This is a genomic window from Psychromarinibacter halotolerans (assembly GCF_029168315.1).
GTDB classification, from domain to species: Bacteria; Pseudomonadota; Alphaproteobacteria; order Rhodobacterales; family Rhodobacteraceae; genus Psychromarinibacter; species Psychromarinibacter halotolerans.
Genome location: NZ_JARGYD010000002.1, coordinates 137209 through 162216, shown reverse-complemented (window position 1 = coordinate 162216; position 25008 = coordinate 137209). Strand labels below are relative to the sequence as shown.

At 67.4% G+C, this 25008-nt stretch carries 25 protein-coding genes; 14 read left to right on the top strand and 11 right to left on the bottom strand.

Features of this window, described 5'->3' with window-relative positions; translation table 11 throughout:
- Window positions 1-8: 8 nt before the first annotated feature.
- Together P1K30_RS05705 and P1K30_RS05700 are read right to left on the bottom strand one after the other, a co-directional pair.
- Complete coding sequence (locus tag P1K30_RS05705; RefSeq protein ID WP_275631728.1) at window positions 9-464, bottom strand: universal stress protein; 456 nt, start codon at window positions 462-464, stop codon at window positions 9-11.
- Between the two features lie 75 nt (window positions 465-539).
- A complete protein-coding gene (locus P1K30_RS05700; RefSeq protein WP_275631727.1) occupies window positions 540-1403 on the bottom strand; it encodes a branched-chain amino acid aminotransferase in 864 nt (287 codons plus the stop codon).
- Between the two features lie 533 nt (window positions 1404-1936).
- Between P1K30_RS05700 and P1K30_RS05695 the strand changes: the two genes are divergently transcribed.
- Window positions 1937-2758 carry a transglutaminase family protein gene (locus P1K30_RS05695; protein ID WP_275631726.1) on the top strand — a complete coding sequence of 274 codons (822 nt, stop codon included), beginning with the start codon at window positions 1937-1939 and terminating at the stop codon, window positions 2756-2758.
- On the opposite strand, the gene P1K30_RS05690 is transcribed toward P1K30_RS05695, so the two are convergent.
- Complete coding sequence (locus tag P1K30_RS05690) at window positions 2746-3828, bottom strand: hypothetical protein (RefSeq protein ID WP_275631725.1); 1083 nt, start codon at window positions 3826-3828, stop codon at window positions 2746-2748. The genes P1K30_RS05695 and P1K30_RS05690 overlap by 13 nt on opposite strands.
- A gap of 4 nt (window positions 3829-3832) precedes the next feature.
- Window positions 3833-4849 (bottom strand): tryptophan--tRNA ligase, encoded by a 1017-nt coding sequence (trpS, locus tag P1K30_RS05685; protein WP_275631724.1) that lies wholly within the window; start codon window positions 4847-4849, stop codon window positions 3833-3835.
- Window positions 4850-4922: 73 nt separating this feature from the next.
- Between trpS and P1K30_RS05680 the strand changes: the two genes are divergently transcribed.
- Entirely contained in the window at window positions 4923-5615 is a 693-nt protein-coding gene (locus tag P1K30_RS05680; RefSeq protein ID WP_275631723.1) for a rhomboid family intramembrane serine protease, read from the top strand.
- A gap of 1 nt (window position 5616) precedes the next feature.
- Here the strand turns inward: P1K30_RS05680 and murJ are convergent, their stop codons facing one another.
- The 3 genes from murJ to P1K30_RS05665 form a co-directional block, all read right to left on the bottom strand.
- A complete protein-coding gene (gene murJ, locus P1K30_RS05675) occupies window positions 5617-7155 on the bottom strand; it encodes a murein biosynthesis integral membrane protein MurJ (protein ID WP_275631722.1) in 1539 nt (512 codons plus the stop codon).
- Between the two features lie 95 nt (window positions 7156-7250).
- Complete coding sequence (locus tag P1K30_RS05670) at window positions 7251-10082, bottom strand: [protein-PII] uridylyltransferase (RefSeq protein ID WP_275631721.1); 2832 nt, start codon at window positions 10080-10082, stop codon at window positions 7251-7253.
- Window positions 10042-11220, bottom strand: coding sequence for a penicillin-binding protein activator (locus P1K30_RS05665; RefSeq protein ID WP_275631720.1), 1179 nt, complete (start codon window positions 11218-11220; stop codon window positions 10042-10044). Before P1K30_RS05665 ends, P1K30_RS05670 begins: the two co-directional genes overlap by 41 nt.
- Before the next feature lie 95 nt (window positions 11221-11315).
- Between P1K30_RS05665 and rsmI the strand changes: the two genes are divergently transcribed.
- From rsmI to P1K30_RS05645, 4 genes are all read left to right on the top strand, one after another.
- Window positions 11316-12176: a 16S rRNA (cytidine(1402)-2'-O)-methyltransferase gene (rsmI, locus tag P1K30_RS05660; RefSeq protein ID WP_275631719.1), complete on the top strand. Its 861-nt coding sequence runs from the start codon at window positions 11316-11318 to the stop codon at window positions 12174-12176.
- 68 nt (window positions 12177-12244) lie between these two features.
- Window positions 12245-12598: a YraN family protein gene (locus P1K30_RS05655; protein WP_275631718.1), complete on the top strand. Its 354-nt coding sequence runs from the start codon at window positions 12245-12247 to the stop codon at window positions 12596-12598.
- A 69-nt stretch (window positions 12599-12667) separates the two neighbouring features.
- Window positions 12668-13615 (top strand): glutathione synthase, encoded by a 948-nt coding sequence (gene gshB, locus P1K30_RS05650; RefSeq protein ID WP_275631717.1) that lies wholly within the window; start codon window positions 12668-12670, stop codon window positions 13613-13615.
- Window positions 13612-14526, top strand: a complete 915-nt coding sequence (locus P1K30_RS05645; RefSeq protein ID WP_275631716.1) for an alpha/beta hydrolase fold domain-containing protein — start codon at window positions 13612-13614, stop codon at window positions 14524-14526. Before gshB ends, P1K30_RS05645 begins: the two co-directional genes overlap by 4 nt.
- Here P1K30_RS05645 and P1K30_RS05640 read toward each other — a convergent pair.
- The 4 genes from P1K30_RS05640 to cobU form a co-directional block, all read right to left on the bottom strand.
- Entirely contained in the window at window positions 14486-16006 is a 1521-nt protein-coding gene (locus P1K30_RS05640) for a YifB family Mg chelatase-like AAA ATPase (RefSeq protein WP_275631715.1), read from the bottom strand. The genes P1K30_RS05645 and P1K30_RS05640 overlap by 41 nt on opposite strands.
- Window positions 16007-16072: 66 nt before the next feature.
- Window positions 16073-16951, bottom strand: a complete 879-nt coding sequence (locus P1K30_RS05635) for a glutathione S-transferase (RefSeq protein ID WP_275631714.1) — start codon at window positions 16949-16951, stop codon at window positions 16073-16075.
- 60 nt (window positions 16952-17011) lie between these two features.
- Window positions 17012-17584, bottom strand: a complete 573-nt coding sequence (locus P1K30_RS05630) for a histidine phosphatase family protein (RefSeq protein ID WP_275631713.1) — start codon at window positions 17582-17584, stop codon at window positions 17012-17014.
- Window positions 17581-18114, bottom strand: coding sequence for a bifunctional adenosylcobinamide kinase/adenosylcobinamide-phosphate guanylyltransferase (cobU, locus tag P1K30_RS05625; protein ID WP_275631712.1), 534 nt, complete (start codon window positions 18112-18114; stop codon window positions 17581-17583). The genes P1K30_RS05630 and cobU overlap by 4 nt, the downstream gene beginning before the upstream one ends.
- A 105-nt stretch (window positions 18115-18219) precedes the next feature.
- Here cobU and P1K30_RS05620 point away from each other — a divergent pair, with 105 nt between their 5' ends.
- The 8 genes from P1K30_RS05620 (at window position 18220) to P1K30_RS05585 (ending at window position 24997) form a co-directional block, all read left to right on the top strand.
- Window positions 18220-19098: an RNA polymerase factor sigma-32 gene (locus tag P1K30_RS05620; protein WP_275631711.1), complete on the top strand. Its 879-nt coding sequence runs from the start codon at window positions 18220-18222 to the stop codon at window positions 19096-19098.
- The gene (locus tag P1K30_RS05615; RefSeq protein WP_275631710.1) at window positions 19095-19916 is read left to right on the top strand and encodes a ChaN family lipoprotein; all 822 of its coding nucleotides are present in this window, start codon (window positions 19095-19097) and stop codon (window positions 19914-19916) included. The genes P1K30_RS05620 and P1K30_RS05615 overlap by 4 nt, the downstream gene beginning before the upstream one ends.
- 102 nt (window positions 19917-20018) lie before the next feature.
- Complete coding sequence (coaBC, locus tag P1K30_RS05610; RefSeq protein WP_275631709.1) at window positions 20019-21218, top strand: bifunctional phosphopantothenoylcysteine decarboxylase/phosphopantothenate--cysteine ligase CoaBC; 1200 nt, start codon at window positions 20019-20021, stop codon at window positions 21216-21218.
- A 66-nt stretch (window positions 21219-21284) separates the two neighbouring features.
- Window positions 21285-21755 (top strand): dUTP diphosphatase, encoded by a 471-nt coding sequence (gene dut / locus P1K30_RS05605; protein WP_275631708.1) that lies wholly within the window; start codon window positions 21285-21287, stop codon window positions 21753-21755.
- Complete coding sequence (locus tag P1K30_RS05600) at window positions 21755-22816, top strand: HesA/MoeB/ThiF family protein (protein ID WP_275631707.1); 1062 nt, start codon at window positions 21755-21757, stop codon at window positions 22814-22816. The genes dut and P1K30_RS05600 overlap by 1 nt, the downstream gene beginning before the upstream one ends.
- Window positions 22801-23286 carry a GNAT family N-acetyltransferase gene (locus P1K30_RS05595; protein WP_275631706.1) on the top strand — a complete coding sequence of 162 codons (486 nt, stop codon included), beginning with the start codon at window positions 22801-22803 and terminating at the stop codon, window positions 23284-23286. The genes P1K30_RS05600 and P1K30_RS05595 overlap by 16 nt, the downstream gene beginning before the upstream one ends.
- A gap of 73 nt (window positions 23287-23359) precedes the next feature.
- Window positions 23360-24160 (top strand): transporter substrate-binding domain-containing protein, encoded by an 801-nt coding sequence (locus P1K30_RS05590; protein WP_275631705.1) that lies wholly within the window; start codon window positions 23360-23362, stop codon window positions 24158-24160.
- Window positions 24161-24199: 39 nt separating this feature from the next.
- Window positions 24200-24997 (top strand): amino acid ABC transporter permease, encoded by a 798-nt coding sequence (locus P1K30_RS05585; RefSeq protein WP_379560230.1) that lies wholly within the window; start codon window positions 24200-24202, stop codon window positions 24995-24997.
- Window positions 24998-25008: the final 11 nt, after the last annotated feature.

Genomic DNA, 25008 nt, shown 5'->3' with positions numbered 1-25008 from the left:
GAACGGCTTTAGGTCACCGCCTCTAGCCGTTCCTTCGACATGTCGCCGGGCACGATGGTGATCGGCACGGGCAGGGTGCCCGCGTTGCGCGACATCTGGCTGACCAGCGGACCGGGCCCGCCCTTGTCGACCCCCGCGCCCAACACCAGCACGCCGATGTCGGGATCCTCGCGGATCTGGGCAAGGATCTCGGGCACCGATTCCCCTTCGCGGATCACCAGTTCGGGATCAATGCCCTGACGGTCGCGCATCCACTTGGCGAAGACCTCGTAGTGGGCCTCGATCCGCTCGCGCGCCTCTTCGCGCATGATTGCACCGACACCGATCCAGTGCTGGAACTCTTCCGGCGGGATGATCGACAGGATCTGCACGCCGCCGCCGGTATTGGCCGCGCGCATCGCCGCGAAACGCATCGCGTTCAGACATTCGCGGCTGTCGTCGAGGATCACGAGGAACTTGCGCATCAGGGGGCACTCCGTTCGTCCGCCGGATAATGGCGCAGCCGCAGCGGGCAGGCAAGCCCGCCCTTGGTGCGGACGTTACTGCCCCGACCGGGCCCAGTCCCAGTACAGTTCGCGGACCCGCCGTGTCATCGGACCCGCCTGATAGGGCGTGCCGTCGAACTCGGTCACCGGGGTCACCTTCATCAGGTTGCCGGACATGAACACCTCGTCCGCGGCGCGGAAATCGTCGAAGCCCAGCACCGTCTCGTGCACCGTCACGCCATCGGCCTTCAGGTTCGAGATGTGGCGGGCGCGGGTGATGCCGGCAAGGAAGGTGCCGTTCGGGATCGGGGTGAAAACCTCGCCGTCCTTCACCATGAAGATGTTGGCGCTTGCCGTCTCGGCCACGTTGCCCATCGCATCGGCCACCAGCGCGTTGCTGTAACCCTTCGACATCGCCTCGTGCAGCATCCGCGCGTTGTTTGGGTACAGGCACCCCGCCTTGGCGTTCACCACCGCGTTCTCCAGCAGCGGGCGGCGGAACCGGGTGGTGGTCAGCGTGGCCGAGGCGTCCGGCGCGGCCATCGGAATCTCTTCGAGGCAGACACAGAACCCGGCGGGCGCGTCGCCGGGCAGGATGCCAAGGTGGCCGCCCTCGATGCCCCAGTACATCGGGCGGATGTAGACCGCGGCGTCGGCGGGAAACAGGGCCAGCCCTTCGCGCACGATCTCGACGATCTCGGCGGTGGTCTTCGACGGCGTCAGCATCAGCGCCTCTGCCGACCGGTTGACCCGCGCCATGTGAGGCTCGAGATCGGGGGCCACGCCATCCACATAGCGCGCACCGTCGAACACCGTGGTGCCCAGCCAGGCGCCGTGATCGGCGGCGCGCATGATCGGCACGTCGCCCTTGTGCCAGCTGCCGTCGTACCAGGTGTGAATGTTGCTGCCAGTCGCCATGTCGCTGCCTCCCGCAATTGCCGGGCGACCCTAGGCCCACGGTTGGCCAAGGTCCAGCGTGGGAAGGGAAAAACGCCTTCGGCCCGCAATGGACCGAAGGCGCAAGTCGGGTTTCGGCGGGTGGGAACCGCCCGGAACAGTCCGGCAGGACCGAGACGCGCGAACCGCAGATCGCGCGCCGGACGGGACGAAGCGCGGCCCGCCGGGACTGAGATCGAAGAAAGCGCCGCGTGCAAGGATCAGGTGATGAAAACGGGTTGCGAAGCCTGCGTGCGTCTCCTTCGGTGGGGGCACGCTAGGAACGCCACATGCCGCCGGTGTGACGGTGGCGAATCGGATTTGTGACAATGCTTCATGGGCACGGCAGGCTGTTCCGACAGCAGGGGGGCAGGGGCAGCCAACCGGATGCCGGCGAACCTGTGCACAAGTTTTCATCCGCCGCCCTTGTACGGCACAGGATCCGAGTGCGCGGCCTTGACCGCGACAGGCGACAACGGTGCAATCGTCCGTGACATCAGGCGCAGGGGGGATCGATGCGCTTTTCCGTCCGCCACGCGACGGTGTATCGCTATTCAAAGCCGGTGCGGCTTGGCGCCCACCGATTGCGCATGTCGCCGCGCGGGCAGAACGTGTCGCTGCACTATCAGGAAATCCACGTCTCGCCCGACCCGGCCGCGCGACGCGACGGGCTGGACCCTTACGGCAATCCGGTGACCGAGCTGGAATTCGGCGACCCGGCCGAGCTTCTGGCCTTCGAAAGCGCGTTCGAACTGGACACCATCGCGCCCCTGCCCGTGTCTGCCGCCAACCTGCCGCCGCTGCCTTGGCCGCGGGGCACCGGCGATGCCACCTTCCTGCCCACTGCGGCGCCGGACGCCGCAGTGGCCGAATTCGCCGACGGCCTCGTCCGCGCGACGGATTGGGAGGCGGCCGAGTTCCTCGACCTGCTGAACGAAACCTTGTTCACCCGCACAGATCGCCACATCCGCCCCGACGGGGCGGCGCAGGCCGCGGGTGTCACGCTGCGCACGGCGCGCGGGGCCTGCCGCGACCTGACCGTGCTGTTCATGGAAGCCGCCCGGACACAGGGCATCCCCGCCCGGTTCGTCAGCGGCTATCAGGCCCGCGCCGAAAGCGTCGATGGCCAGCGCCACCTTCACGCGTGGCCCGAGGTCTTCCTGCCGGGTCACGGTTGGCAGGGCTACGATCCCACCCATGGAATGCCGGTGACCGACGGCCACGTCGCCCTGTCCGCCGCGCCGGATCAGGCCGAAACCATGCCGGTCGAAGGCGGCTTCTACGGCGACAACGTCACGTCGAAGCTGGAATACGAGGTCGAGATCTACGCCGACTGAGACGGCTTGCGCGCCATGCGCCGCAGGGTCGTCAGGCAAGCCCGCGAGAGGATCGACCAGAGCAGGCCGACCAGCGAGACCAGCGCCGCGAACACTGCTGAGATCGCCCACCAGACCTCGTCCGACCAGCGCATCGCAAGCCGGACGAAGCGGTTGTTGCCCAGCAGCTCAAAGGCGCCCACCGTGCGCTGCCCCGCCACCCTGGAAATGCGGGAATAGGCCGACAGGTCGCCCAGCGTTTCTGCCTTTGGCAACATGTGAAGCGTGGCGGCGAGGCCGACCGAGTCGCGCAGCTCGTTCACATCGGTCAAGGCGCCGGTCACCGGGCGCATCGCGCGCGGGCGGAACACGCCGCCGAAATCGTCGAAGCCTCGCACCGCGGACACCTTGGGCCAGTCGATCCCCTCGCGGAATGCCCGGCGCAGCGCCCGCGCCAGCGCTGGTGGCAGCCGCCCTGCGGACTTGGCCACCTTGAGAAGGGTCGCACCGCCCTTGATCACCATGCTGGAGCCGCCGGTCGCCAGCGCCAGCGCGGTGGCGCCAAGGCCGACCGCCGCAAGGCCGAGGTCCAGCGTGTCGACCTCGCCGCCGGTCACGTACTGCGTGGCGCCGCGGACGAGCGAGACAATGTCGCCGAACGGGGTGACGTCCAGCGCAACGCGGCAGGCCAGCAATTGGCCCGGCGTGCAGGTGGTCGGGTCGATCGCACAGGCGCCGCACGCCTTGGTTCGCTGCCAATAGCCGCTGTCGTGGTCCCGTGCGGTTTCGATCTGCTCTGTGATCGCGGGGCTGATCGCGATCGCCCGTTCGTCGGCCAGTTCGAGCAGCGCGTCGACGGCCAGCCAATTGCGCGGCTCTTCCGATAAAAGCGTCGCCAGCCGGGTTTCGAAGGCGTCGGGGGTGGCGGCCTTCGCCAGCGCCCGTTCCAGCGCCGCGCCAATCCGGTCCTCGGCGTGGGCGACCAGCAGGCTGCTCGGCCAGCCGGTCGCAAGCCTGTAGGTACTGTACCCTGTCCCGATCAATGAGGCGAGCAGCAGGATGGTCAGGATCGCCCTGGCCGCCCTGCGCATCGGATCAGGCCCCGACCATTCCGACGATCTCGTAGGTCTTCTTCAGGATCGGCGCGGCAAGGGCGCGGGCCTGTTCGGCGCCGTGGCCAAGGATGCGGTCGATCTCGTCGGGCTGTTCCATCAGGCGCGACATCTCGGTCGAGATCGGCGCCAGCTTGTCCACCGCAAGATCGGCCAGCGCCGGCTTGAAGGCCGAGAACTGGCTGCCGCCGTGGTCGGCAAGAACCGCGTCGGGCGTGGTCTCGGCCAGCGCGGCGTAGATGTTCACAAGGTTGCGCGCCTCGGGGCGGTCGTCCAGACCGTCGACCTCGGACGGCAGCGCCTCGGGGTCGGTGCGGGCCTTGCGGATCTTCTGCGCAATGGTGTCGGCGTCATCGGTCAGGTTGATCCGGCTCATGTCGGACGGGTCGGACTTGGACATCTTCTTGGACCCGTCGCGCAGGCTCATGACCCGCGTCGCGGCACCCTCGATCACCGGCTCGGTTTCGGGGAAGAAATCCACGCCGAAGTCGTTGTTGAACTTGATCGCGATGTCGCGCGTCAGTTCCAGATGCTGCTTCTGGTCCTCGCCCACCGGCACATGGGTCGCGTGATAGACAAGGATGTCCGCCGCCATCAGCGCGGGATAGGCGAACAGCCCCAGCGACGCGTTCTGCGAATTCTTCCCGGCCTTGTCCTTCCACTGGGTCATCCGCTGCATCCAGCCCATGCGGGCGACGCAGTTGAAGATCCACGCAAGCTGCGCGTGCTCGGCGACCTGGCTTTGGTTGAACAGGATCGATTTCGACGGGTCGACGCCCGCGGCGATGAAGCCGGCGCACAGTTCGCGCGTGGCACGGGTCAGCGCGGCGGGGTCCTGCCAGACGGTGATCGCGTGCAGGTCGACCATGCAATACACGGTCTCGAATTTCCCCTCGTCCTGCATCGTGACGAAGCGCTTCATCGCGCCCAGGTAGTTGCCCAGGGTCAGGCCGCCGGAAGGCTGGATGCCCGAGAAGACGCGGGGAGTGAACGCGGCCATGAGTGTCTCCGTCTGGATTTCTGCGCCGCACTCGCGTAACGCGGGGGACAAAGGCCGTCAAGGAAGCCCGCACATGAGCAGCCACAACCCCCACAGCGAAAGCCCGTTCAATGCCTTGCCGCCCGTCGTGGTGTTTCTTGCGCTGGCGATTGCCGGGGTCGAGATCGGGCTGCAACTGGGCCAACGCGGACTTCTGGGCGGACCCGAGGCCGTCGGCTGGCGGCTTGGTCTGATCCAGAGGTTCTCGGTCGTGCCCGACCTGTTCCGCGCGATGTGGGCGCAGGGCATCTGGCCGCCCGAGCATCTGCTGCGGCTGGTCGCCTATCCGTTCGTCCACGCCAGCTTTGGCCACGCGATTTTCGTGGTCGTCTTCATCCTCGCGCTGGGCAAGATGGTGGCCGAAGTCTTCGCCGCGTGGGCGGTGCTGGTGGTCTACTTTGGCGCGTCGGCTGTCGCGGGGCTGGTCTATAGCTTCGTCGTGCCGTCCGAGATGCCGTTGTTCGGAGGCTATCCCGGCGCTTATGGGCTGATCGGCGCCTTCACCTTCCTTCTATGGACACGGCTGGCCGCCAGCGGCGGGCCGCAGGGTCGCGCGTTTTCGTTGATCGGTTTCCTGATGGGCATCCAGCTCTTGTTCGGCCTGCTGTTCGGCGGCGGGCTGGACTGGGTGGCCGATCTTGCCGGGTTCGCCACCGGGTTCCTGCTGTCCTTCGTGGTCAGCCCCGGCGGTTGGGCGCGCGTGTCCGAGCGGCTGCGCCGGCGCTAGCTTAGCGCCGCAGCGACCGGCGGATGTCATTCAGGGGCAGGCCGCCTATCCAGTGGGCCAGCGCGAAGTAGGTGACGATGCCGATCGTCACCAGCAGCGCCAGCGCAAGATACCGCCACGCGCCCGCGGCCAGCAGCGGACCCAGCAGCAGGTTGCCCACCCACAGCACCACGCCCATCAGCAGCGCCGCGACGATGATCCGCCAGATGCGCCGTTTGAAGCGCTCGTCCAGCAGTACCGCTTCGCCATACCGGCGCGAGCCGAGCCACAGCTGCAAGACCATCGACCAGCCCGCCAGTGTCGTGCCAAGCGCCGCTGCGATATAGCCGATGAACGGCGCCAGCCCGATCGCCACCACGGCGTTCACCGCCAGCGAACCAAGGGCATAGTAGAACGGCGTCCGCGTGTTCTCGCGCGCGAAGAACAGCGGCTGAAGCGCCTTTTGCAGCACGAAGGCCGGCAGCCCCAGCCCGTAGATCGCAAGGGCCAGCGCCGTTGCGGCGGTGTCGTCGGGGCCGAACTCGCCACGCTGGAACAACACGCTGATCAGGGTCAGCGGGATCGCCACAAGCGCCACGGCGGCGGGGATCGTCAGCGCAAGGCTGATCTCTGCCGCGCGGTTGAACGCGTCGCGGCCGCCCGCGGTGTCACCTGCGCCAAGGCGGCGGGACAGGTCGGGCAGCAGTACGACGCCGATGGCGATGCCCACGACGCCAAGCGGCAACTGGTACAGCCGATCGGCATAGCTTAGCCACGCGACGGCACCGTCGAAGAAGCTGGCGACCTGCCGCCCGATCAGCAGGTTTACCTGCACCACCCCGCCCGCCAGAACGGCGGGGGCCGCGATGCGGGCCAGACGCTTCAGTTCGGGCGTCAGCCGGGGCCGTGTCGGGACAAGCCGATACCCGGCCCGCGCCGCTGCGATCCAGACCAGCGCAAGCTGCGCGATCCCCGCGATCGGCACGGTCCACGCCAGCGTCAGCCCCATCGGCCAGTCCAGCAGGTTCGCCAGCACCATCGCGGCGACGAACAGGACGTTCAGCAGGACGGGCGCGGCGGCGGCGGCGGCAAAGCGGCCGGTGGCGTTCAGAACGCCCGACAACAGCGCCGCCAGCGAGATGAACAGGATGTAGGGGAACGCGATCCGCCCGAACACGACAGCAAGGTCGAACCGTTCGTCACCGGCGAACCCCGAGGCCATCGCCAGCACCAGCCACGGCATCGCCGCCTGCGCGATCAGCGAGAAGACGATCAGCACCGTGGCCAACCCGGAAAACGCGTCCTGCGCAAAACCTTTATGGTCTGCGTCCGTCTCGAGCTTTTTCGAGAACATCGGGATGAACGCCATGTTGAACGCGCCTTCGGCGAAGAAGCGGCGGAACATGTTGGGCAGCGAGAAGGCGACAAGGAACGCCTCTGCCACCGGGCCCGACCCAAGGTAGGCGGCGATCATGATGTCGCGGGCAAAGCCCAAAAGGCGGCTTGCCATCGTCCAGACGCCGACGGTGAAGAACGCGGCCATAAGGCGGATCGGTTTCATCTTGGATGGACGTCCCGGCTGGGGCGCAATCTGCCCCGGTTATCCCTGTGTCGGCAAAACCGGTGCCGGACGGCGCCGGACCGGGTTTGCCTGAATCATGCTTCCTTGGCGCGGATCGCACCCTGTTCGATGGCGTGCCGCAGCTTTTTCTCAAGCGACCGCTGCCGGTTCTCGGAATACAGCTTCAGACCGAACATGTCCTTCACGTAGAAGCTGTCGACCACCTGTTCGCCATAGGTCGCGATTACCGCGCTGGAAATCTGGATGTTGTCCGCCGCCAGCGTGCGGGTCAGGTCGTACAGAAGGCCCGGACGGTCGCGCGTGTCGACCTCGATGATCGTGTAGATCTCGGACCCCTCGTTGTCGAACACCACCGATGTCGGCACCCGGAACGCGGCCTCGCGCTTTTTCAGCTTGTCACGCTGGCGCATCGCCTCGGTCGGCCTGACCTCTCCGCGCAGGGTCTTTTCGATCATCTGACGCAGGCGCGGCAGGCGGCTTGCCTCATAGGGCGAGCCTTCGCCGTCCTGAATCCAGAAGGCGGCGGTGACCCAGCCGTCCTTGGTGGTGAAGGTGCGCGCGTCCTTGATGTTGGCGCCCACCAGCGCCAGCGCGCCGCACAGCCGCGAGAAGATGCCGGGATGGTCCGCCAGTGCAAAGGTCACGCGGGTGGCGTCGCGATCTTCGTCCGGGGTCAGTTTCAGACGCAGCTCGTCCGCGCCGAGACCACGCAGAAGTTCGGCGAAATCGACATGCGCGGTGACGTGCAGCCCCTGCCAGTAGGGTTCGTAATGGCGGTCGATCTCGGCCTTGATGGCCTTGTTCTCCCAGCCGTCGAGCGCCTCGCGCAGGTTGCGCTTCGCTTCGGTGCTGCGCTGGCCGCGGTTCAGCGCCTCCAGCCCGTCTTCCATCGCGCGTGCAGTCTGCCGGTACAGCCCGCGCAGCAGCGCGGCTTTCCAGTTGTTCCAGACGTTCGGACCGACGCCGCGGATATCGCAGACGGTCAGCACGGTCAGCAGGTCCAGCCGTTCCTTGGTCTGCACCGCCTTCGCGAAGTCGCGCACGGTGCGGGGGTCCGCGATGTCGCGCTTTTGCGCCATGTCGGACATCAACAGGTGATAGCGCACCAGCCATTCGACGGTGACGCATTCGCCCGGCTTCAGGCCAAGACGCGGTGCGATGGTGCGGGCCAGCTTGGCGCCGACGACAGAGTGATCCTCGTCCCGGCCCTTGCCGATATCGTGGCACAACAGGGCAACGTACAGGACCCGGCGGTTCACGCCGTCTTCCAGAATCCGGCTGGCGACAGGCAATTCCTCGATCAACTCGCCGCGTTCGATCTGCGCGAGGGTCGAGATGCATTGGATCGTATGTTCGTCCACCGTGTACGAGTGATACATGTTGAACTGCATCATCGCGACGATGGGCGCGAATTCCGGGATGAAGGTGCCCAGCACGCCCAGTTCGTTCATGCGCCGCAACGCGCGTTCCGGGTTGCCGTGTTTCAGCAGCAGATCGCGGAAGATACGGGTGGCTTCCTTGTCCGACCGCATGTCGTCGTCGATCAGCTTCAGGTTCGCGGCCACAAGGCGCATGGCGTCGGGGTGGATCAGAAGCCCGGTGCGCAGGCCTTCCTCGAAGATCCGAAGCAGGTTCAGCTTGTCGGACAGAAACGCGGCCTCGTCCGCGACGGCAAGCCGGTTGTTGACGATCTTGTAGCCGTCACGAACCTTCCGCCGCCGTTTGAACAGCCCGACCAGCTTCGGCTCGCGCTTGACGTGACGCTCTTCCAGAGCGGTCAGGAAGATGCGGGTCACCTCGCCGACCTCGGTCGCGTGACGGAAATAGTCCTGCATGAAGATCTCGACCGCCGGGCGGCCGGCGGCGTCGACATATCCCATCGCATCGGCCACCTCGACCTGCATGTCGAAGGTCAGCTGGTCCATCGCGCGGTTGGTGATCAGGTGCAGGTGGCACCGCACCGCCATCAGGAAATCCTCGGCGGCGAGGAAGGCGTCGTATTCGGCCTGCCGGAACACGCCCAGTTCGACAAGGTCGGCGGCGGATTCCACGCCGTGCACGTACTTGTCGATCCAGAACAGAGATTGCAGATCGCGCAGGCCGCCCTTGCCCTCCTTGACGTTGGGTTCGACCATGTAGCGCTGGCCGCCCTGCTTGCGGTGACGCTTCGCCCGCTCGTCCAGCTTCGCCTCGATGAACTCGGCGGCGGTGCCCTTGAACAGGTCGTTGCACAGGCGGCGCTTCAGCTCTGTCTCCAGCGGCGGGAAGCCGTCGATGAACCTGTGTTCCAACAAAGCGGTGCGGATCGTGTAGTCGTCCTTGGCCAGCCGCAGACAGTCCTTCACCGTGCGGCTGGCATGGCCGACCTTCAGGTGCAGATCCCAGAAAATATAGAGCATGGATTCAATCACGCTCTCGGCCCAGGGGGTGATCTTGTAGGGCGTCAGGAACAGCAGGTCGACGTCGGAATACGGCGCCATCTCGGCCCGGCCATAGCCGCCGACCGCAAGAACCGCGATGCGCTCGGCCTCGGTCGGGTTGGCCAGCGGATGGATGTACTGCGTCGCGATCCGGAAGACAGAGGTGACGATGCCGTCGGTCAGGTGCGAATAGGCGTGGACCGTGGGCCAGGCGTTCATCGGGTCGGCGCGGAAAGCGGCGGCGATGGCATCGCGGCCCTCGCGCATCGCATCGCCCAGAATGGTCACGGCGGCGGCCCGGATGTCCTTGGCGTCGGCCGCGTCGCGACAGGCGGCGTCCAGCCGGCCGCGCACGGCGTCGGCGTCGAACACCTGCGCTGCGGGCAGGATCAGGTCGTCGGTCTGGTCGGCGGGGCCCGGAACGTGGTCCCGGGCCGGCGAACGGTCAGAGGCCGGCGCCAGCGAAGCTTCGGGGGGCGGGGTCAATGACGGTTACCTGCTTGTCGATGATCGTGGCGATGGCCAGCCCGCGTTCGTTCGTGCCGTCGGGACGGAACCGGAAGATCCCGTTCACGCCGACGAAGCCCGTGGGCTGGGTCAGGGCTGCGGCGGACAGCGACCCGGCATTGCCGGCGCTGACCAGCGCGCCGATAGCGGCGATGCCGTCGAAGGCCAGCCCCGCGATCGGATGGGGCGGCTCGCCATAGGCGGCTTCGTAGCGGGCTTCGAACTGGGTGGTCAGGCTGGGCGAGGGCAGGGCGAACCAGCCGCCTTGCAGGCCGGGAAGATCCCGCGCACTGGGCGGAATGTCCCACCGCTGAAGCCCGATGAACTGCGTTTCGGTCGGGTCGATGCCGTTCTCGCTGACCAGTTGGGTCAGGATCGGCAGCGCACCGGCGGTGCCCGAGGTGTAAAAGATCGCGTTCGCGCCCGAGGCCTTCGCGGTGTCGGTCACCTCGCTCACGGCCTGAACGACGCCGTTCTGCGACAGCTCGAACGAGGTCTCGCCCGCAAAAGAACCGCCGTAGACGCCGATCGCGGTGGCGATGGCATCGCGCCCCTGACGTTCGGCGGTGTCGTTGCCGTAGGCGATCATGATGTTGGAATTGCCCTGACCCACGGCGTAGGCGGTCAGCCGGTTCGCCGTGTTCTCGAAGGTGTGGCCAAGCACGAAGACGTTGCCGCCCGCGATGCCGGTGTTGTTCGAGAAGCTCAGGACGTTCACGCCGCGCCCGGCAACGGCCGCACCGGCCGCGTTGGCAGAGGCGGCATAGACCGGACCCAGCAGGATCTTGGCGCCGTCGCTCACGGCTTCGGCGGCGACGGTCGCGGCGGTCTGGGCGTCGCCGGCGGTCCGGTAGACCCGCAGATCGACCTCGACCCCCTGAAGTTCGGCCATCGCCAGCCGCGCCGCGTTCTCAAGCGACTGGGCCAACGCCTCATCCCCGGCCTGACCGGACCCGGCGGGCACCAGAAGCGCGACCTGCACCGGATCGCCCGCGTTCAGGCGCGGACCATTGGCGGAAGGGGTGGGAAGGCTGTCACAGGCAGCAAGCCAGAGAGCAGAGGCGATAGCGAGAAGCCGCACCGCTTGGCGGCGGGTCCGGCGAAAAGTGGTCGTCATGGTCTGTCCTTGGCCGTTTTGCTGCGCTTGCAGGCCGTGTCAGACTATGCGCTACAACGAGGAGAGTAAACGTCTGCCAAACGCGAGGGAAATTCGTGACCGTAGAGATCAGGCAGCTTCCCGCCGGGCTGTATTTCGTCGCCACGCCGCTGGGCGCGGCAAGAGACATCACGCTGCGGGCGCTGGACGTGCTGGCGTCGGCGGACGTGCTGGCGGCCGAGGACACCCGTACCCTGCGCCACCTGATGCAATTGCACGGGATCGCCGTGGGGGACCGCCCGATGATCGCCTATCACGATCACAACGGCGCCGAGGTCAGACCAAGGCTGATTCGCATCATGCAGGAGGGCAAGTCGGTCGCCTATGCCTCTGAGGCCGGCACGCCGCTGGTGGCCGATCCGGGCTATCCCCTTGCGCGCGAAACGGTTTCCGAAGGCATCAAGGTGGTGCCGGTGCCGGGCCCCTCGGCGGTGACCGCGGCGCTGACCGTGGCGGGCCTGCCCACCGACAGGTTCCTGTTCGCGGGCTTCCCGCCGGCGGCCGCAGGGGCCCGCAAAAGCTGGATGGCAGAGATCGCACGGGTCCCGGCGACGCTGGTGATCTATGAAAGCCCGAAGCGCATTAACCGAACATTATATGAACTGTGCGAGGTTGCCGGAGGTGAACGGCAGGCGGCTGTCTGTCGCGAACTGACCAAGCGGTTCGAGGAAACGCTGCGCGGGACGCTTGCCGACCTTGCGGCGGCCACTGCGGAACGCCCCCCAAAGGGTGAGATCGTGCTTGTCGTCGACCGCGGCCGCGAAGAAGCGACGGAACAGGACATGGAAACCGCCCTGCGCGCGGCGCTGGAAGACATGAGCGTAAAGGACGCGGCTGCGGCTGTAGCGGGCGCTTTGGGTTTGCCGAAGCGCGACGTGTACCAAGCGGCGCTGCGGCTGGATCGCGGGGACGATTGATCTTTTCGGGCCGGGGAGCGGCCCGAGAAACGGATACGGCCTGCGGGGCCGGGTGCGGAGTGTGCGGTATGAGTGGTCGGGTATCCTATTATTCGGGACTGGCGGCGGAAGAGATTGTCGCGCGGGACTACGAACGGCGCGGGTATATGCTGCGCGAACAGCGCTGGCGCGGTCCGGGCGGAGAGATCGACCTGATCTTCGAAAAGGCGGGCGCGCTGGTGTTCGTCGAGGTGAAGAAAGCGCGCGACTTTGCGCTGGCGGCGGCGCGGATCACGCAGCGACAGGTCGACCGCATCCTGACGTCGGCCAGTTGCTACCTTGGACGGATGCCCGCCGGGCAGAATACCCAGATGCAGGTCGATGCCGCGCTTGTGGACGGTCGCGGCAAGATCCAGATCCTTGAAAACGCGCTGGCCTTCTAGCGCCTTGCCGTTCCGAGGTGCCTGCGCCATGTAAGGGGCTATCCAAATTGCTTGCGCGGAGCCCCCGACATGTCCCTCAAAATCGCCATCCAGATGGACCCGATCGGCCCGATCGACATCGACGCCGACAGCACCTTCCGTCTGGCCGAGGAAGCCCAGTCGCGGGGGCATTCGCTGTTCTACTACACCCCCGACCAACTGTCCTGGCGCGAGGGGAAGGTGATCGCGAATGGCTGGCCGCTGACCGTAAAGCGCGTGAAGGGCGACCATTTCGAACTGGGTGAGCGGCAGACGGTGGACCTTGCCGAATTCGACGTCGTTTGGCTGCGGCAGGATCCGCCGTTCGACATGGGCTATATCACCACGACCCACCTGCTAGAGCGGCTGATGCCCGAAACGCTGGTGGTCAACGATCCGTTCTGGGTCCGCAACTGCCCCGAGAAGCTGCTGGTGCTGCAGTTCCCCGACCTGATCCCGCCGACCCTGATCGCCCGCGACCTTGGCGCGATCCGTGCCTTCAAGGAAGAGCACGGCGACATCATCCTGAAGCCGCTGTACGGCAACGGCGGCGCCGGCGTGTTCCGGCTGGACCCCAACGACCGCAACCTGTCGTCCCTGCACGAACTGTTCACCGGCATGAGCCGCGAGCCGCTGATCGCGCAGAAATTCCTGCCGGACGTCTCGGCCGGCGACAAGCGGGTGATCCTTGTCGACGGCGCGCCGGTCGGCGCGATCAACCGCGTCCCCCAGCCCGGCGAAACGCGGTCGAACATGCATGTCGGCGGCCGTGCCGAAAAGGTCGAGCTGACCGCCCGCGACCGAGAGATCTGCGACGCCATCGGCCCGCGCCTGAAGGAATACGGGCAGATCTTCGTCGGAATCGACGTGATCGGCGACTACCTGACCGAGATCAACGTGACCTCGCCCACCGGCCTGCAGGAACTGGAACGCTTCGACGGCACCAATGCCGCAGGCCTGATCTGGGATGCGATCGAAGGGAAACGCGCCGGAAAATGAGTTGGCAGCTCGCCGTTCTGCGGCGGTCCCTGAAGCGGACCGCCTATCCGGTCATGGGCCGGGTGCGGAACTGGGGGATTGCCCGCACGGCCTTCCGCCTGTCGGCGAAGCTTGCCTTCCGCAGCGTGCGCGGCACCCGGTACGTGCAGGCCGAGGGCGCTCTGGCGCCGGGCCTGTTCGTACGTGGCCGGGCCGAGCCGAAGCCGGGCGTGATCCTGTACCTGCACGGCGGCGCCTACATCATCGGAAGCCCCGGCACCTATTGGGAACTGGCTGGCCGCATCGCGCGGCAGACGGGGCACCGGGTGTATCTGCCCGATTACCCGCTTGCCCCCGAAGCCCCGGCGCCCGCCGCCTTTCATGCCGCCGTCCTTGCGTGGGAGGCGCTGCTGGGGGATGGGCTGCGCCCGGATCAGATCGTCATCGCCGGAGACAGCGCGGGCGGCGGGCTTGCGCTGGCGCTGCTGGCGCATGTGCTGGCCGAGGGGCAGCGGCCGGCGGGCGTTGTCGCCTTCTCGCCGTGGACCGACCTGACCCTGTCCGGCAAGTCGCTAAAGACCAACGCCGACACCGACGTGCTGCTGCCTGCCGCCCGCGTACACGAGATCCGCGACCTTGTGGTGGGGGCGCTGGCCCCCGACGATCCCCGCGTCTCGCCGCTATTCGCCCGGTTTCCCAATTGTCCGCCCGCCTTCATCGCGTGGTCCGAGACCGAGATCCTGCGCGACGACGCAGTGCGCATGGCGCGCAAGCTGCGCGACGGCGGCGCCTTCGTCGAACAGGACGTGCAGGCCGACGCGCCCCATGTCTGGCAGCTGTTTCACGGCATGGTGCCCGAGGCGAACGCGTCCCTGCACAAGGCGGCGCGGTTCATCGTTGCGGCGCTGGCGCGTCGGGAAGCCGGAAGCTGACCGCCTCGGCGACGTGGTGGCGTCCGACCGCGTCGCAGCCGTCGAGGTCGGCGATGGTCCGCGCCACCCGCAGCACCCGGTGATAGCCCCGCGCCGTCAGGCCGAACCGTTCCGCCACCTGTGACAGCAAGGCAGAGCCCGCTGCATCCGGTGTCGCGCTGGCCGCCAGCGCGGCGCCCTCGGCGTCGGCGTTGGACCGGATGCCGGGATGGTCGGCGTAGCGGGCCAGTTGCACCGCGCGCGCCTCGGCCACGCGCGCGGCGATCGTGGCCGAACAGTCGCCGTCCTCGGGCAGGTCGAGGTCGGTGTAGCAGACCGGCGGCACGTCGATGCGCAGATCGAACCGGTCCATCAGCGGTCCCGAAATGCGGCCCATGTAATCCTCGCCGCAACCCGGCGCGCGGGCGCAGGCCCGGTTCGGGTCGCTGAGATAGCCGCATTTGCAGGGGTTCGCCGCCGCCACCAGCATGAACCGGCAGGGATAGCGTACATGGGCGTTCGCGCGGGCGACGACGACCTCGCCGGTCTCGATGGGCTGGCGCAGCGTCTCCAGCACCTGCCGCGAGAACTCGGGGAATTCGTCCATGAACAGCACGCCGTTGTGCGCGAGAGAGATTTCACCGGGCTTCGCGCCGCGCCCGCCGCCGACGATGGCGGCCATCGAAGCTGTGTGATGCGGTTCGCGGAACGGCCGTGTCCGGGAAATGCCGCCCTCGTCCAGCAGTCCGGCCAGCGAGTGCACCATCGACGTTTCCAGCGCCTCGGTGGCGGACAGGGGCGGCAGGATGCCGGGCAGGCGGGCGGCGAGCATCGACTTGCCAGAGCCGGGGGTGCCGACCATCAGGACGTGATGCCGACCGGCGGCGGCGATCTCCAGCGCGCGCTTGGCGCGTTCCTGACCCTTGACCTCGCGCAGGTCGCGGCTGCGGGCGGGGTCGGTGATTTCTCCGGGCGTGGCGGGGTCCAGCACGCGCTGGCCGGTGAAGTGGGCGATGGCCTGCGCCAGGGACCCCGGCGCGATCACAGCGCAGGCGCCGACCCACGCGGCCTCGGCGCCGCAGCCTTCGGGGCAGACAAGGCTGCGGTCCTCTTCGGCGGCGGCCATCGCGGCGGGCAGGGCGCCGGTGACCGGGACAAGGTTGCCGTCCAGCGACAGCTCTCCCAGCGCGACGCAGTGTTCGACCGCGTCCTTCGGCAGGATGTCCAGCGCCGCCAGCAGCGCCAGCGCGATGGGCAGGTCGAAGTGCGAGCCTTCCTTGGGCAGGTCGGCTGGCGACAGGTTCAGCGTGATGCGCTTTGACGGCAGGGCGATCGACATCGTCGCCAGCGCCGCGCGGACCCGTTCCTTCGCCTCGGACACAGCCTTGTCGGGCAGGCCGACAAGGCTGAAGCTGGGCACGCCGGGGGCCAGCGCGCATTGCACCTCGACCATGCGCGCGTCCAGCCCTTCGAACGCCACGGTATAGGCGCGCGCGACCATTCCCTTGCCCCCGTCAGTTCGGTTTCCGAGTGGTTAACGGGTAAGGCAGGGATGGTTTAGGAAGCGTTAACTGGTGCTGTCGAGAAGCGCGGTGAACTTCGGCCACGCCGCCGGGTCGTTGACGGTCTTGTCGCGGCAGAAGGCATTGCAGAAGCCAAAGACCTTACCGCCGGTTTCAAGGAAGTGGGTGACCGGATCGCCGGAATAGGGGCAGGTTTCGTTCTCCGACGGTCCGCTGTCGACCGCGCGGGCCGGGATCGGCGCGGGGCCGGGCCATGCCGAGGTGGGAAGGTCCAGCGCATAGGGCACGGGATCGTAGGATTTCGTCAGCCCCATCGCGCGCCAGCGGCGGAAGTCGGGCTGTGCAAGATGCGCATCGACATAGGCTTGCGCCTCGGGGCCGGCGGCAAGCCCATAGCCCGCGATCCGGGCGGCCACGGGCGCATAGAACACGTCCGCCAGCGAATAGTCCCCGAACAGCCACGGCGTGTCCGAGCCGGACGCGGCCCGCGCCGTGGCCCACAGCTGTTGCACACGGTCGATGTCGGCAAGCACCGCGTCCGAGGGGGCGAAGCCGTCCCAGCGGTACAGCAGTTGCATCGCGCAGTCGCCGCGCAACGCGCCGAAGCCCGAATGCATCTCGGCCACCAGCCAGCGGGCCAGCGCCCGCAATGCGGGGTCGGCGGGCCACAGGCCGGCGTCCGGGTGCCGTTCGTGCAGCGTCTCGGCCATCGCCAGCGTGTCGGCGACCACGGTGCCTTCGGGCGTCCGCATCACCGGCACAAGCCGCGCGGGTGCCAGCGCCGAGAGATCCTCGCGCAGGGTGCCATCGTACAGTCCGACCATGTGGGTCCGGACGGGGAGGCCGAAGCGGGCAAACATAAGCCAGCCGCGGAGCGACCACGAAGAAAAGCTTCGGTCGCCGATGTAAAGATCATAGGTCATGGAACGCAGGTTAAGCGAATTGCCGCGCCGCAGAGAAACGCATTTTGAAGATGTTTTGCTTCACGGTTCGTGATTGATTTCGGACGCCCGCCACCCGCCGTCCAGTGTCAGCCGGGTGACCGACAGCGGCGCGATGCGGATCGCCAGCGTCTCGTAGGCGGACAGCCGCAACGCGCGCTGCACCTGCGTCAGGATCACGCCCATGTGGGCCACCACGATCACGTCGCCGCCGCGATGCGTGCGGGCAAGCCGGTCTGCCGCGTCGGACACGCGCGCCGACAGGGCGTTCCAGCTTTCGCCGCCGGGGGCGGGAACCGTGCCGGGGCTTTCGTGAAAGGCGCGCAGGGCGGCGGCCTGCTCGGGCGGCATCCTGTCGGCGCGTTGCCCTTCCCAATCGCCGAAGTGCATTTCGCGCAGGGCGGGGTCGGCGTCCAGCCGGGGCCGGTCGCCGCGCAGCGCGTCGGCGGTGTCGCGGGCGCGGCTTAAGTCGGACGAGACGACAGGCGCATCGGGCAGGTACGCCGACAGCCGCGCGATGCGGGCGGTGTCCGACAGGTCGGCGGGCAGGTCCGTCCAGCCGATCATGCCTTTCGCATGGGTCGGCCCGTGGCGGATCCACCAAAGCCGGGTCACGCCATGTATCCCGGCAGCGTGCCTTTCAGCACCAAAGGAAGCCCGGCAGCCACCAGCACCACAAGATCCGCGTCGGCCGCAAGTCTTTGATTCAGAATGCCCTGCGCGTCCGCGAACCGGCGGGCCAAAGCATTTTCGGGGACTATTCCGCTGCCGACTTCGTTCGAAACCGTGACAAGCGTCCCGTCGAAGCTAGATAGCCCGGTCAGAAGGCGGTCCGTTTCGGCCCCAAGGTCGCTTTCGTCGAGGAGGTGATTGGTCAGCCAAAGACTGGCGCAATCGAACAGGACACATGCGCCGGACGGGAGGGATCCGAGCGTTTCGACAATTTTTTTCGGCTCTTCCACGGTCCGCCAACCGGCCCCACGGCGGTCCTTGTGGGTCTTTATTCTGTCTTTCATTTCAAGGTCATAGGCCTGCGCGCTGGCAATGTAAGTCCAGGGCGCCGGGCAGCCTGTGACAAGCCTTTCGGCAAAAAATGATTTCCCGGAGCGGGAACCACCTAGGACGAGTGCGCGTTGGAAAGACATCAAAATGCGCCGATTGATCTGGGACCGGGGCCGATCCGTAACAGCATCATCGGTAAATTATAAGTACTCCGCGTCCGCGGACTGGCTTGGGGGCCGAAGACAGACATGCCATTTGATGGATTCAACGACCAAACCCTTCCGCGCCGTGCCATGCAGGCTGAACTTCTGGATGCGGAAACCGAGCTGAGGCTGGCCTACGCCTGGCGCGACGATCGCGACGAAGCGGCCCTTCACCGACTGATCAACGCTTACATGCGCCTCGCCATTTCGATGGCGGCGAAATTCAAGCGGTATGGCGCGCCGATGGGCGACCTGATCCAGGAAGCTGGGCTTGGTCTGATGAAAGCGGCGGACAAGTTCGACCCCGATCGCGGCGTCCGCTTTTCGACCTACGCAGTGTGGTGGATCAAGGCCTCGATCCAGGACTACGTGATGCGGAACTGGTCGATGGTGCGGACGGGTTCGACCTCTTCCCAGAAATCGCTGTTTTTCAACATGCGCCGCGTTCAGGCCCGGCTGGAACGTGAAGCCGCTGCAGAAGGCCGCACGCTGGAACGCCACGTGATGCGCGAGCTGATCGCGACCGAGGTGGGCGTGCCGCTGCACGACGTCGAACTGATGGAAGGCCGTCTGTCCGGCTCGGATTTCTCGCTGAACGCGACCCAGTCGGTCGAGGACGAGGGCCGCGAGTGGATCGACACGCTGGAAGACGACAGCGCGCAAGCCTCGGAGACGGTGCAGAAGCACAAGGACAACGACGTCCTGCGCACGTGGCTGGTGACGGCGCTGAGCGGGCTGAACGATCGCGAGCGGTTCATCGTCAAGGAACGCAAGCTGCGCGACGACCCGCGCACGCTGGAAAGCCTTGGCAACGAACTGGGCCTGTCGAAAGAGCGGGTGCGCCAGCTTGAGGCTGCGGCCTTCGGCAAAATGCGCAAAAGCCTTGAGTCCCAGTCGCGCGAAGTGCACCACTTCTTCGCATGACACCTTCCGGATTTCTTGCTGCGGCCGCCGTTTTCTCGGCGGCCGTTTCGTTTGCGGGCTCCGCTTCGGCAGCAGAGGTCGGCGCCGCGGATCTAAACGATCTGCCCGAGGCAGAGATCTACGTGCTGGGCGAGATCCACGACAACCCGGCGCATCATCTGACTCAGGCCACGGTGGTCGGCGCCGGTGTCGCCGCCGTGGTGTTCGAGATGCTCACGCCGCAGCAGGCGGAGGGCTGGCAGCCCGGTCTTGCGGGTGACGCCGCCGCGCTGGGCAAGGCGCTGCAATGGTCCGATGGCTGGCCGGACTTCGCGATCTATTACCCTATTTTCGAGGCGATCGGTGACGCTACCGTCTACGGCGCGGCCCTGCCGCGCGAGGATGTGCGGCAGGCAATCTCGGTCGGCGCGGCAACTGTCTTCGGCGATGGCGCCGGGCGGTTCGGGCTGGACCTTCCGTTGCCCGCCGAAGAGACCGCGTTGCGCGAAGCCGACCTGAACGACGCCCACTGCGGCGCACTGCCGGTCGAAATGCTGCCCGGAATGCTCGAGGCGCAGCGCCTGCGCGACGCGGCCTTCGCGCGCGCCGCGGTGTTGGCGTTGGAAGAGACCGGCGGCCCGGTCGCGGTGATCACCGGCAACGGCCATGCCCGCCGCGACTGGGGCATGCCGCGTGCGCTGGCGACCGCCGCGCCCGATGTGTCGGTCCTGTCGCTGGGCCAGTTCGAGACGACCGCGCCCGACGCGCCGCCCTTCGACGTCTGGGTTGTGACCGACCCGGCAGAGCGCGACGACCCCTGCGCCGCCTTCGCCGGGTGACAGGCGCCGCCCGACCGGCGCGGGGCGGGCATGCTTGAGTTCGCCCCAGCCTCGGCGTAGACCTGTCAGCAGGCAATTTCTGACCGGAAAGCCGAGGGATACATGCTCGCAGGCAAGCGGATTCTCCTGATCGTCGGCGGCGGTATCGCGGCCTTCAAGTCGCTGGACCTGATCCGGCGTCTGCGCGAACGCGGCGCGACCGTCGTCCCCGTGCTGACCAAGGCCGCAGAGGAATTCGTGACGCCGCTGTCGGCGTCCGCACTGGCGGCGCAGAAGGTCTACCGCGACCTGTTCGACCTGACGGACGAAGCCGAGATGGGTCATATCGAGCTGTCGCGCGATGCCGACCTGCTGGTCGTGGCGCCCGCCACCGCCGATCTGATGGCGAAGATGGCGAACGGGCATGCGAACGATCTTGCCTCGACCCTGCTGCTGGCCACCGACAAGCGGGTGCTGATCGCGCCCGCGATGAACGTGCGCATGTGGGATCATCCCGCCACCCAGCGAAACCTGGCGACGCTGACGTCCGACGGCGTCCTGGTCTGCGGCCCGAACGAGGGCGACATGGCCTGCGGCGAACATGGGCCGGGCCGCATGTCGGAACCGCTGGAGATCGTCGCCGCGGTCGAGGCTGCGCTGGCCGACGGGCCGCTGAAGGGGCGGCATATCGTCGTGACCTCGGGGCCGACGCACGAACCGATTGACCCGGTGCGTTACATCGCGAACCGTTCGTCGGGGGCGCAGGGCACTGCGCTGGCGCGGGCGCTGGCGGCGCTGGGGGCCGATGTGACCTTTGTCACCGGCCCCGCGACCGTGCCGCCGCCCGACGGCGTGAAGGTGGTGAAGGTGCAGACCGCACGCGAGATGCTGGCGGCGGTTCAGACCGCGCTGCCCGCCGACGCCGCCGTTTTCGCCGCCGCCGTCGCGGATTGGCGCATGGCCGAGGATCACGGCCAGAAGATCAAGAAGGACGGCAGCGGCGCACCGCCCGTGCTGTCCTTTGCCGAGAACCCGGACATCCTTGCCACGGTGTCGCAGATGAAGACCGGACGACCGAAGCTGGTGGTCGGCTTCGCCGCCGAGACGGAAAAGGTCGAGGCGCACGCCACCGCCAAGCGGCAGCGCAAGGGCTGCGATTGGATCGTGGCGAACGACGTGTCGCCCGTGACGGGGATCATGGGCGGCGACGAGAACGCCGTCGTGCTGATCACCGACGCGGGCGCCGACCGCTGGCCGCGGATGCGCAAGTCGCTGGTCGCGAACCGTCTGGCCGAGCTGATCGCGGAGGCGTTGGCGCAGTGAACTTTCCGCCTCCGGCGGGGATATTTCCGGTCAGAAGAAGCAAATGGATGCACGAGAGGAAGTGACGTGAGCGGACCGATCCTGCGCGTTCTGCGCGATGACTGGGCGGATGCGGATGTTCCGCTGCCGTCCTACGAGACGACGGGCGCGGCAGGCGCCGATATCCGTGCGAACCTGAAGCCCGAGGACCGCGACGCCGGGCTGGTGCTGGCGCCGGGCGCGCGGGCGCTGGTGCCGACCGGGCTGCGGCTGGAGATCCCCGAAGGGTTCGAGGTGCAGATCCGCGCGCGGTCCGGGCTGGCGTTCAAGAACGGGATCGGGTTGCCGAACGCTCCGGGCACGATCGACGCCGACTATCGCGGCCCGCTGGGCGTGCTGCTGGTCAACTGGGGCGCCGAGCCCTTCACGGTGGTCCACGGCGAGCGCATCGCACAGATGATCGTCGCGCCGGTGGTGCAGGCGCAGTTCGACCTTGTCGAGGAGCTGGGCGAGACGGTGCGCGGCGCGGGCGGCTTCGGGTCGACGGGCCGGGGCTGATGGTCTGGTTCCTCGTTCTTGCGGCGGGGCTGTGGTTCCTTGGCGGTCGTCTGGATGCGCCGCGCAACGCGCGGTGGCTGATGATCGCGTTGCTGTACGTTGCGATTCTTGCGCTGCTGGTCGTGACCCCGCGCGGCGGTGGCTTTGCGCAGGCGATGGGCGGCAGCGTCGGCGAGTGGCTGGTCCTTGGCACGCTGGCGCTGGCGGTGTGGGGCTATTCGATGGTGCTTGGCCGTCTGAAGCGGCGCGCCGTCGCAGGCGAGGCCAAGGTCGAGGCGGATGTCGCGGCGGCGTCGCCGCAGGGCAGCCTGTTCGCACCGGGCGAGATCGACCGCTATGCCCGCCACATCATCCTGCGCGAGATCGGCGGCCCGGGGCAGGCGGCGCTGAAGAAGGCCAGCGTGCTTGTGGTCGGCGCCGGGGGGCTTGGGTCTCCGGCGTTGTTGTACCTTGCGGCCGCCGGTGTCGGACGGATCGGCGTGATCGACGCGGACGTGGTCGAGGCGACGAACCTGCAGCGGCAGGTGATCCACGCCGATGCGCGGATCGGGCAGCCCAAGGTGTTTTCCGCCGAAGCCGCGATGAAGTCGGTGAACCCGTACGTCGACGTGCGGCCCTACAACCGCCGCCTGACGCCCGAGGTCGCAGAGACGCTGGTGGCCGAGTATGACATCGTGCTGGACGGCACGGACAATTTCGACACCCGCTATGCGGTGAACGCGGCCTGCGTGGCGGCGGGCGTCCCGCTGGTGTCGGGTGCGCTGACCCAGTGGGAGGGGCAGCTAAGCGTGTTCCACCCGGCGTCCGGCGCGCCCTGTTATCGCTGCATCTTCCCCGAGGCGCCCGCGGCGGGGCTTGCACCGTCCTGCGCCGAGGCGGGTGTGCTGGGGCCGCTGCCCGGGGTGGTGGGGTCGATGATGGCTGTCGAGGCGGTCAAACATATCACCGGCGCCGGACAGGGACTGGTGGGGTCGATGATGATTTACGACGCGTTATGGGGCGAGACGCGCACCATCGGCGTGAAACGACGCGAAGGATGCGAGACATGCGGAACGGCCTGAACCTGCGCTGGGCAGAGGTCGAAGAGGTCGAGCCGCTGGCGCAGATGTGGCGCGCCGCATGGCGCGACGGGCATCTTGGCCACGTGCCAGAGGCGCTGGTGACGCAGCGCACGCCCGAGCTGTTCGTGCAGCGCGCGCGGGACAACCTTGCCCGGATGAAGGTTGCCGGTCCGGTTGGGCGTCCGCTGGGCCTGTGCATCGTCGACGAAGACCAGCTGTACCAGCTGTTCGTCGCGGCCGAGGCGCGGGGCACCGGGCTGGCCGGGCTTTTGTTGCGGGATGCGGAAACGCGCATGGCCGAGGACGGGGTGCGCCGGGCGTGGCTGAAATGCGCGGTGGGCAACGCGCGGGCCGCCGCATTCTATCGCCGCAACGGCTGGGAACTGGAAAGCACCGCCGAAACGAGGTTCGGGCAGGAGGTCGGCGACGGCATCCCGGTCGAGACGTGGGTGTTCGCCAAGACGCTGTAGGCGCTTGCGCGCGGGGCGGTTGCCGCCATAGGCTTCGGGGCAGACATATTGTCCCGCCAGGAGATTTCCCGAAATGAACCGCCGTCAGATCCTTGCCGCCGCGCTGGCCGCAGGCGCCGCCCTTTCCCCTGCCGCCCATGCCCAGGACGGGCTTCCCGACCTTGAAGGCCGCACCGTCGTGATCGCGACCGAGAACGCCTATCCCCCGCTGCAGTTTGTCGACCCCGCCAGCGGCGATCCGATCGGCTGGGAATACGACGCGATGGCCGAGATCGCCGAGCGGCTGAACTTCACCGTCGAGTACGAGACGATCAGCTGGGACGCGATGATCCCCGCCGTGGCCGAGGGTCAGTTCGACCTTGGCATGACCGGCATCACGATCCGCGACGACCGGGCCGAGGTGGTCGACTTCTCGGACGCCTACATGCGGTCCGAGATGGTCATGCTGGTGCGGGGCGACGAGGACCGGTTCTCGGACGCTGCCGGGTTCGCCGCCGACAGCGATCTGCTGGTCGCCGCCCAGCCCGGGACCACGCCGTTCTACGTGGCGGTCTATGACGTTCTGGACGGCGACGAGGCGAACCCGCGCGTGAAGCTGTTCGAAACCTTCGGCGCTGGCGTTCAGGCGCTGCGCACCGGCGACGTCGACCTTGTGCTGACCGACGGCACCGCGGGCGAGGGCTATGTCAGCACGTCGGACGGCGCGCTGAAGATCGTGGGCGAGAAGCTGGGAACCGAGGATTTCGGCTTCATCTTTCCCAAGGGGTCGGACCTTGTCGAACCGATCAACGCGGCCATCGCCGCGATGAAGGAAGACGGGACCATCGATGCGCTGAACAAAACGTGGTTCCTTGATTACAAGATGGGTGGCTGATACGTCGCGCGCCGCCTGCAAGACCCCGGAGCGCCGCGCGTGATCCCGTCCCCGAAGAACGACAAGGACTTTCCCTGGTGGCTTCTGGTCGCCGGGGCGATCGCCGCGTGGATGATCTTCGAGATCGTGACGGACGACCTGTACACGCAGGTTTTGCGCACGCTGTCGCGGGGTATCGGAATCACCATCTTCGTCACGCTGGTCGGGTTCTTCTCGGCCTGCGTGATCGGGCTGATGCTGGCGTCGGCCTGCCTGTCGAAATACATCGTGCTGCGGCAGTCCGCGCGGTTCTATATCGAGATCGTGCGCGGCATTCCGATCATCGTGCTGCTGCTGTACGTGGCCTTCGTCATCGCCCCTGCGCTGGTGGCCGCGTGGAACTGGGCGGCGACGGGGCTGGGGTTCGAGCCGATCCGGACCCGCGATTTCCCGCTGTTGTGGCGGGCGATCCTTGCGCTGACCATCGGTTATTCGGCTTTTATCGCCGAAGTGTTCCGCGCCGGGCTGCAATCGGTGGACGAGGGGCAGATCGAGGCGGCCGAGGCGCTGGGCCTGTCCGGCTGGCAGCGGTTCCGCCACATCGTGTTCCCGCAGGCGTTCCGCATGATCCTGCCGCCGCTTGGCAACGACTTCGTCGCGATGGTGAAGGACAGCTCGCTGGTGTCGGTGCTGGGGGTGACGGACATCACCCAGCTGGGCAAGGTCACGGCGGCGGGGAACTTTCGGTATTTCGAGACCTACAACGTCGTGGCGTTGATCTACCTGATGATGACGGTCACCCTGTCATTGGGATTGCAGCGGCTGGAACGGCGGTTGCGGGCCAAGCGCACGGAATAGGGCGTTTCCCA

What these genes read in the sequence shown, in the direction of transcription:
- P1K30_RS05620 (WP_275631711.1), top strand. Translation starts at nt 18,220, where the DNA reads ATGCCATTTGATGGATTCAACGACCAAACCCTTCCGCGCCGTGCCATG.
- P1K30_RS05690 (WP_275631725.1), bottom strand. Translation starts at nt 3,828, where the DNA reads ATGCGCAGGGCGGCCAGGGCGATCCTGACCATCCTGCTGCTCGCCTCA.
- P1K30_RS05595 (WP_275631706.1), top strand. Translation starts at nt 22,801, where the DNA reads ATGCGGAACGGCCTGAACCTGCGCTGGGCAGAGGTCGAAGAGGTCGAG.
- coaBC (WP_275631709.1), top strand. Translation starts at nt 20,019, where the DNA reads ATGCTCGCAGGCAAGCGGATTCTCCTGATCGTCGGCGGCGGTATCGCG.
- P1K30_RS05700 (WP_275631727.1), bottom strand. Translation starts at nt 1,403, where the DNA reads ATGGCGACTGGCAGCAACATTCACACCTGGTACGACGGCAGCTGGCAC.
- cobU (WP_275631712.1), bottom strand. Translation starts at nt 18,114, where the DNA reads ATGTCTTTCCAACGCGCACTCGTCCTAGGTGGTTCCCGCTCCGGGAAA.
- P1K30_RS05600 (WP_275631707.1), top strand. Translation starts at nt 21,755, where the DNA reads ATGGTCTGGTTCCTCGTTCTTGCGGCGGGGCTGTGGTTCCTTGGCGGT.
- murJ (WP_275631722.1), bottom strand. Translation starts at nt 7,155, where the DNA reads ATGAAACCGATCCGCCTTATGGCCGCGTTCTTCACCGTCGGCGTCTGG.
- P1K30_RS05590 (WP_275631705.1), top strand. Translation starts at nt 23,360, where the DNA reads ATGAACCGCCGTCAGATCCTTGCCGCCGCGCTGGCCGCAGGCGCCGCC.
- P1K30_RS05665 (WP_275631720.1), bottom strand. Translation starts at nt 11,220, where the DNA reads ATGACGACCACTTTTCGCCGGACCCGCCGCCAAGCGGTGCGGCTTCTC.
- P1K30_RS05655 (WP_275631718.1), top strand. Translation starts at nt 12,245, where the DNA reads ATGAGTGGTCGGGTATCCTATTATTCGGGACTGGCGGCGGAAGAGATT.
- P1K30_RS05635 (WP_275631714.1), bottom strand. Translation starts at nt 16,951, where the DNA reads ATGACCTATGATCTTTACATCGGCGACCGAAGCTTTTCTTCGTGGTCG.
- P1K30_RS05645 (WP_275631716.1), top strand. Translation starts at nt 13,612, where the DNA reads ATGAGTTGGCAGCTCGCCGTTCTGCGGCGGTCCCTGAAGCGGACCGCC.
- gshB (WP_275631717.1), top strand. Translation starts at nt 12,668, where the DNA reads ATGTCCCTCAAAATCGCCATCCAGATGGACCCGATCGGCCCGATCGAC.
- P1K30_RS05615 (WP_275631710.1), top strand. Translation starts at nt 19,095, where the DNA reads ATGACACCTTCCGGATTTCTTGCTGCGGCCGCCGTTTTCTCGGCGGCC.
- trpS (WP_275631724.1), bottom strand. Translation starts at nt 4,849, where the DNA reads ATGGCCGCGTTCACTCCCCGCGTCTTCTCGGGCATCCAGCCTTCCGGC.
- P1K30_RS05705 (WP_275631728.1), bottom strand. Translation starts at nt 464, where the DNA reads ATGCGCAAGTTCCTCGTGATCCTCGACGACAGCCGCGAATGTCTGAAC.
- P1K30_RS05640 (WP_275631715.1), bottom strand. Translation starts at nt 16,006, where the DNA reads ATGGTCGCGCGCGCCTATACCGTGGCGTTCGAAGGGCTGGACGCGCGC.
- P1K30_RS05680 (WP_275631723.1), top strand. Translation starts at nt 4,923, where the DNA reads ATGAGCAGCCACAACCCCCACAGCGAAAGCCCGTTCAATGCCTTGCCG.
- P1K30_RS05695 (WP_275631726.1), top strand. Translation starts at nt 1,937, where the DNA reads ATGCGCTTTTCCGTCCGCCACGCGACGGTGTATCGCTATTCAAAGCCG.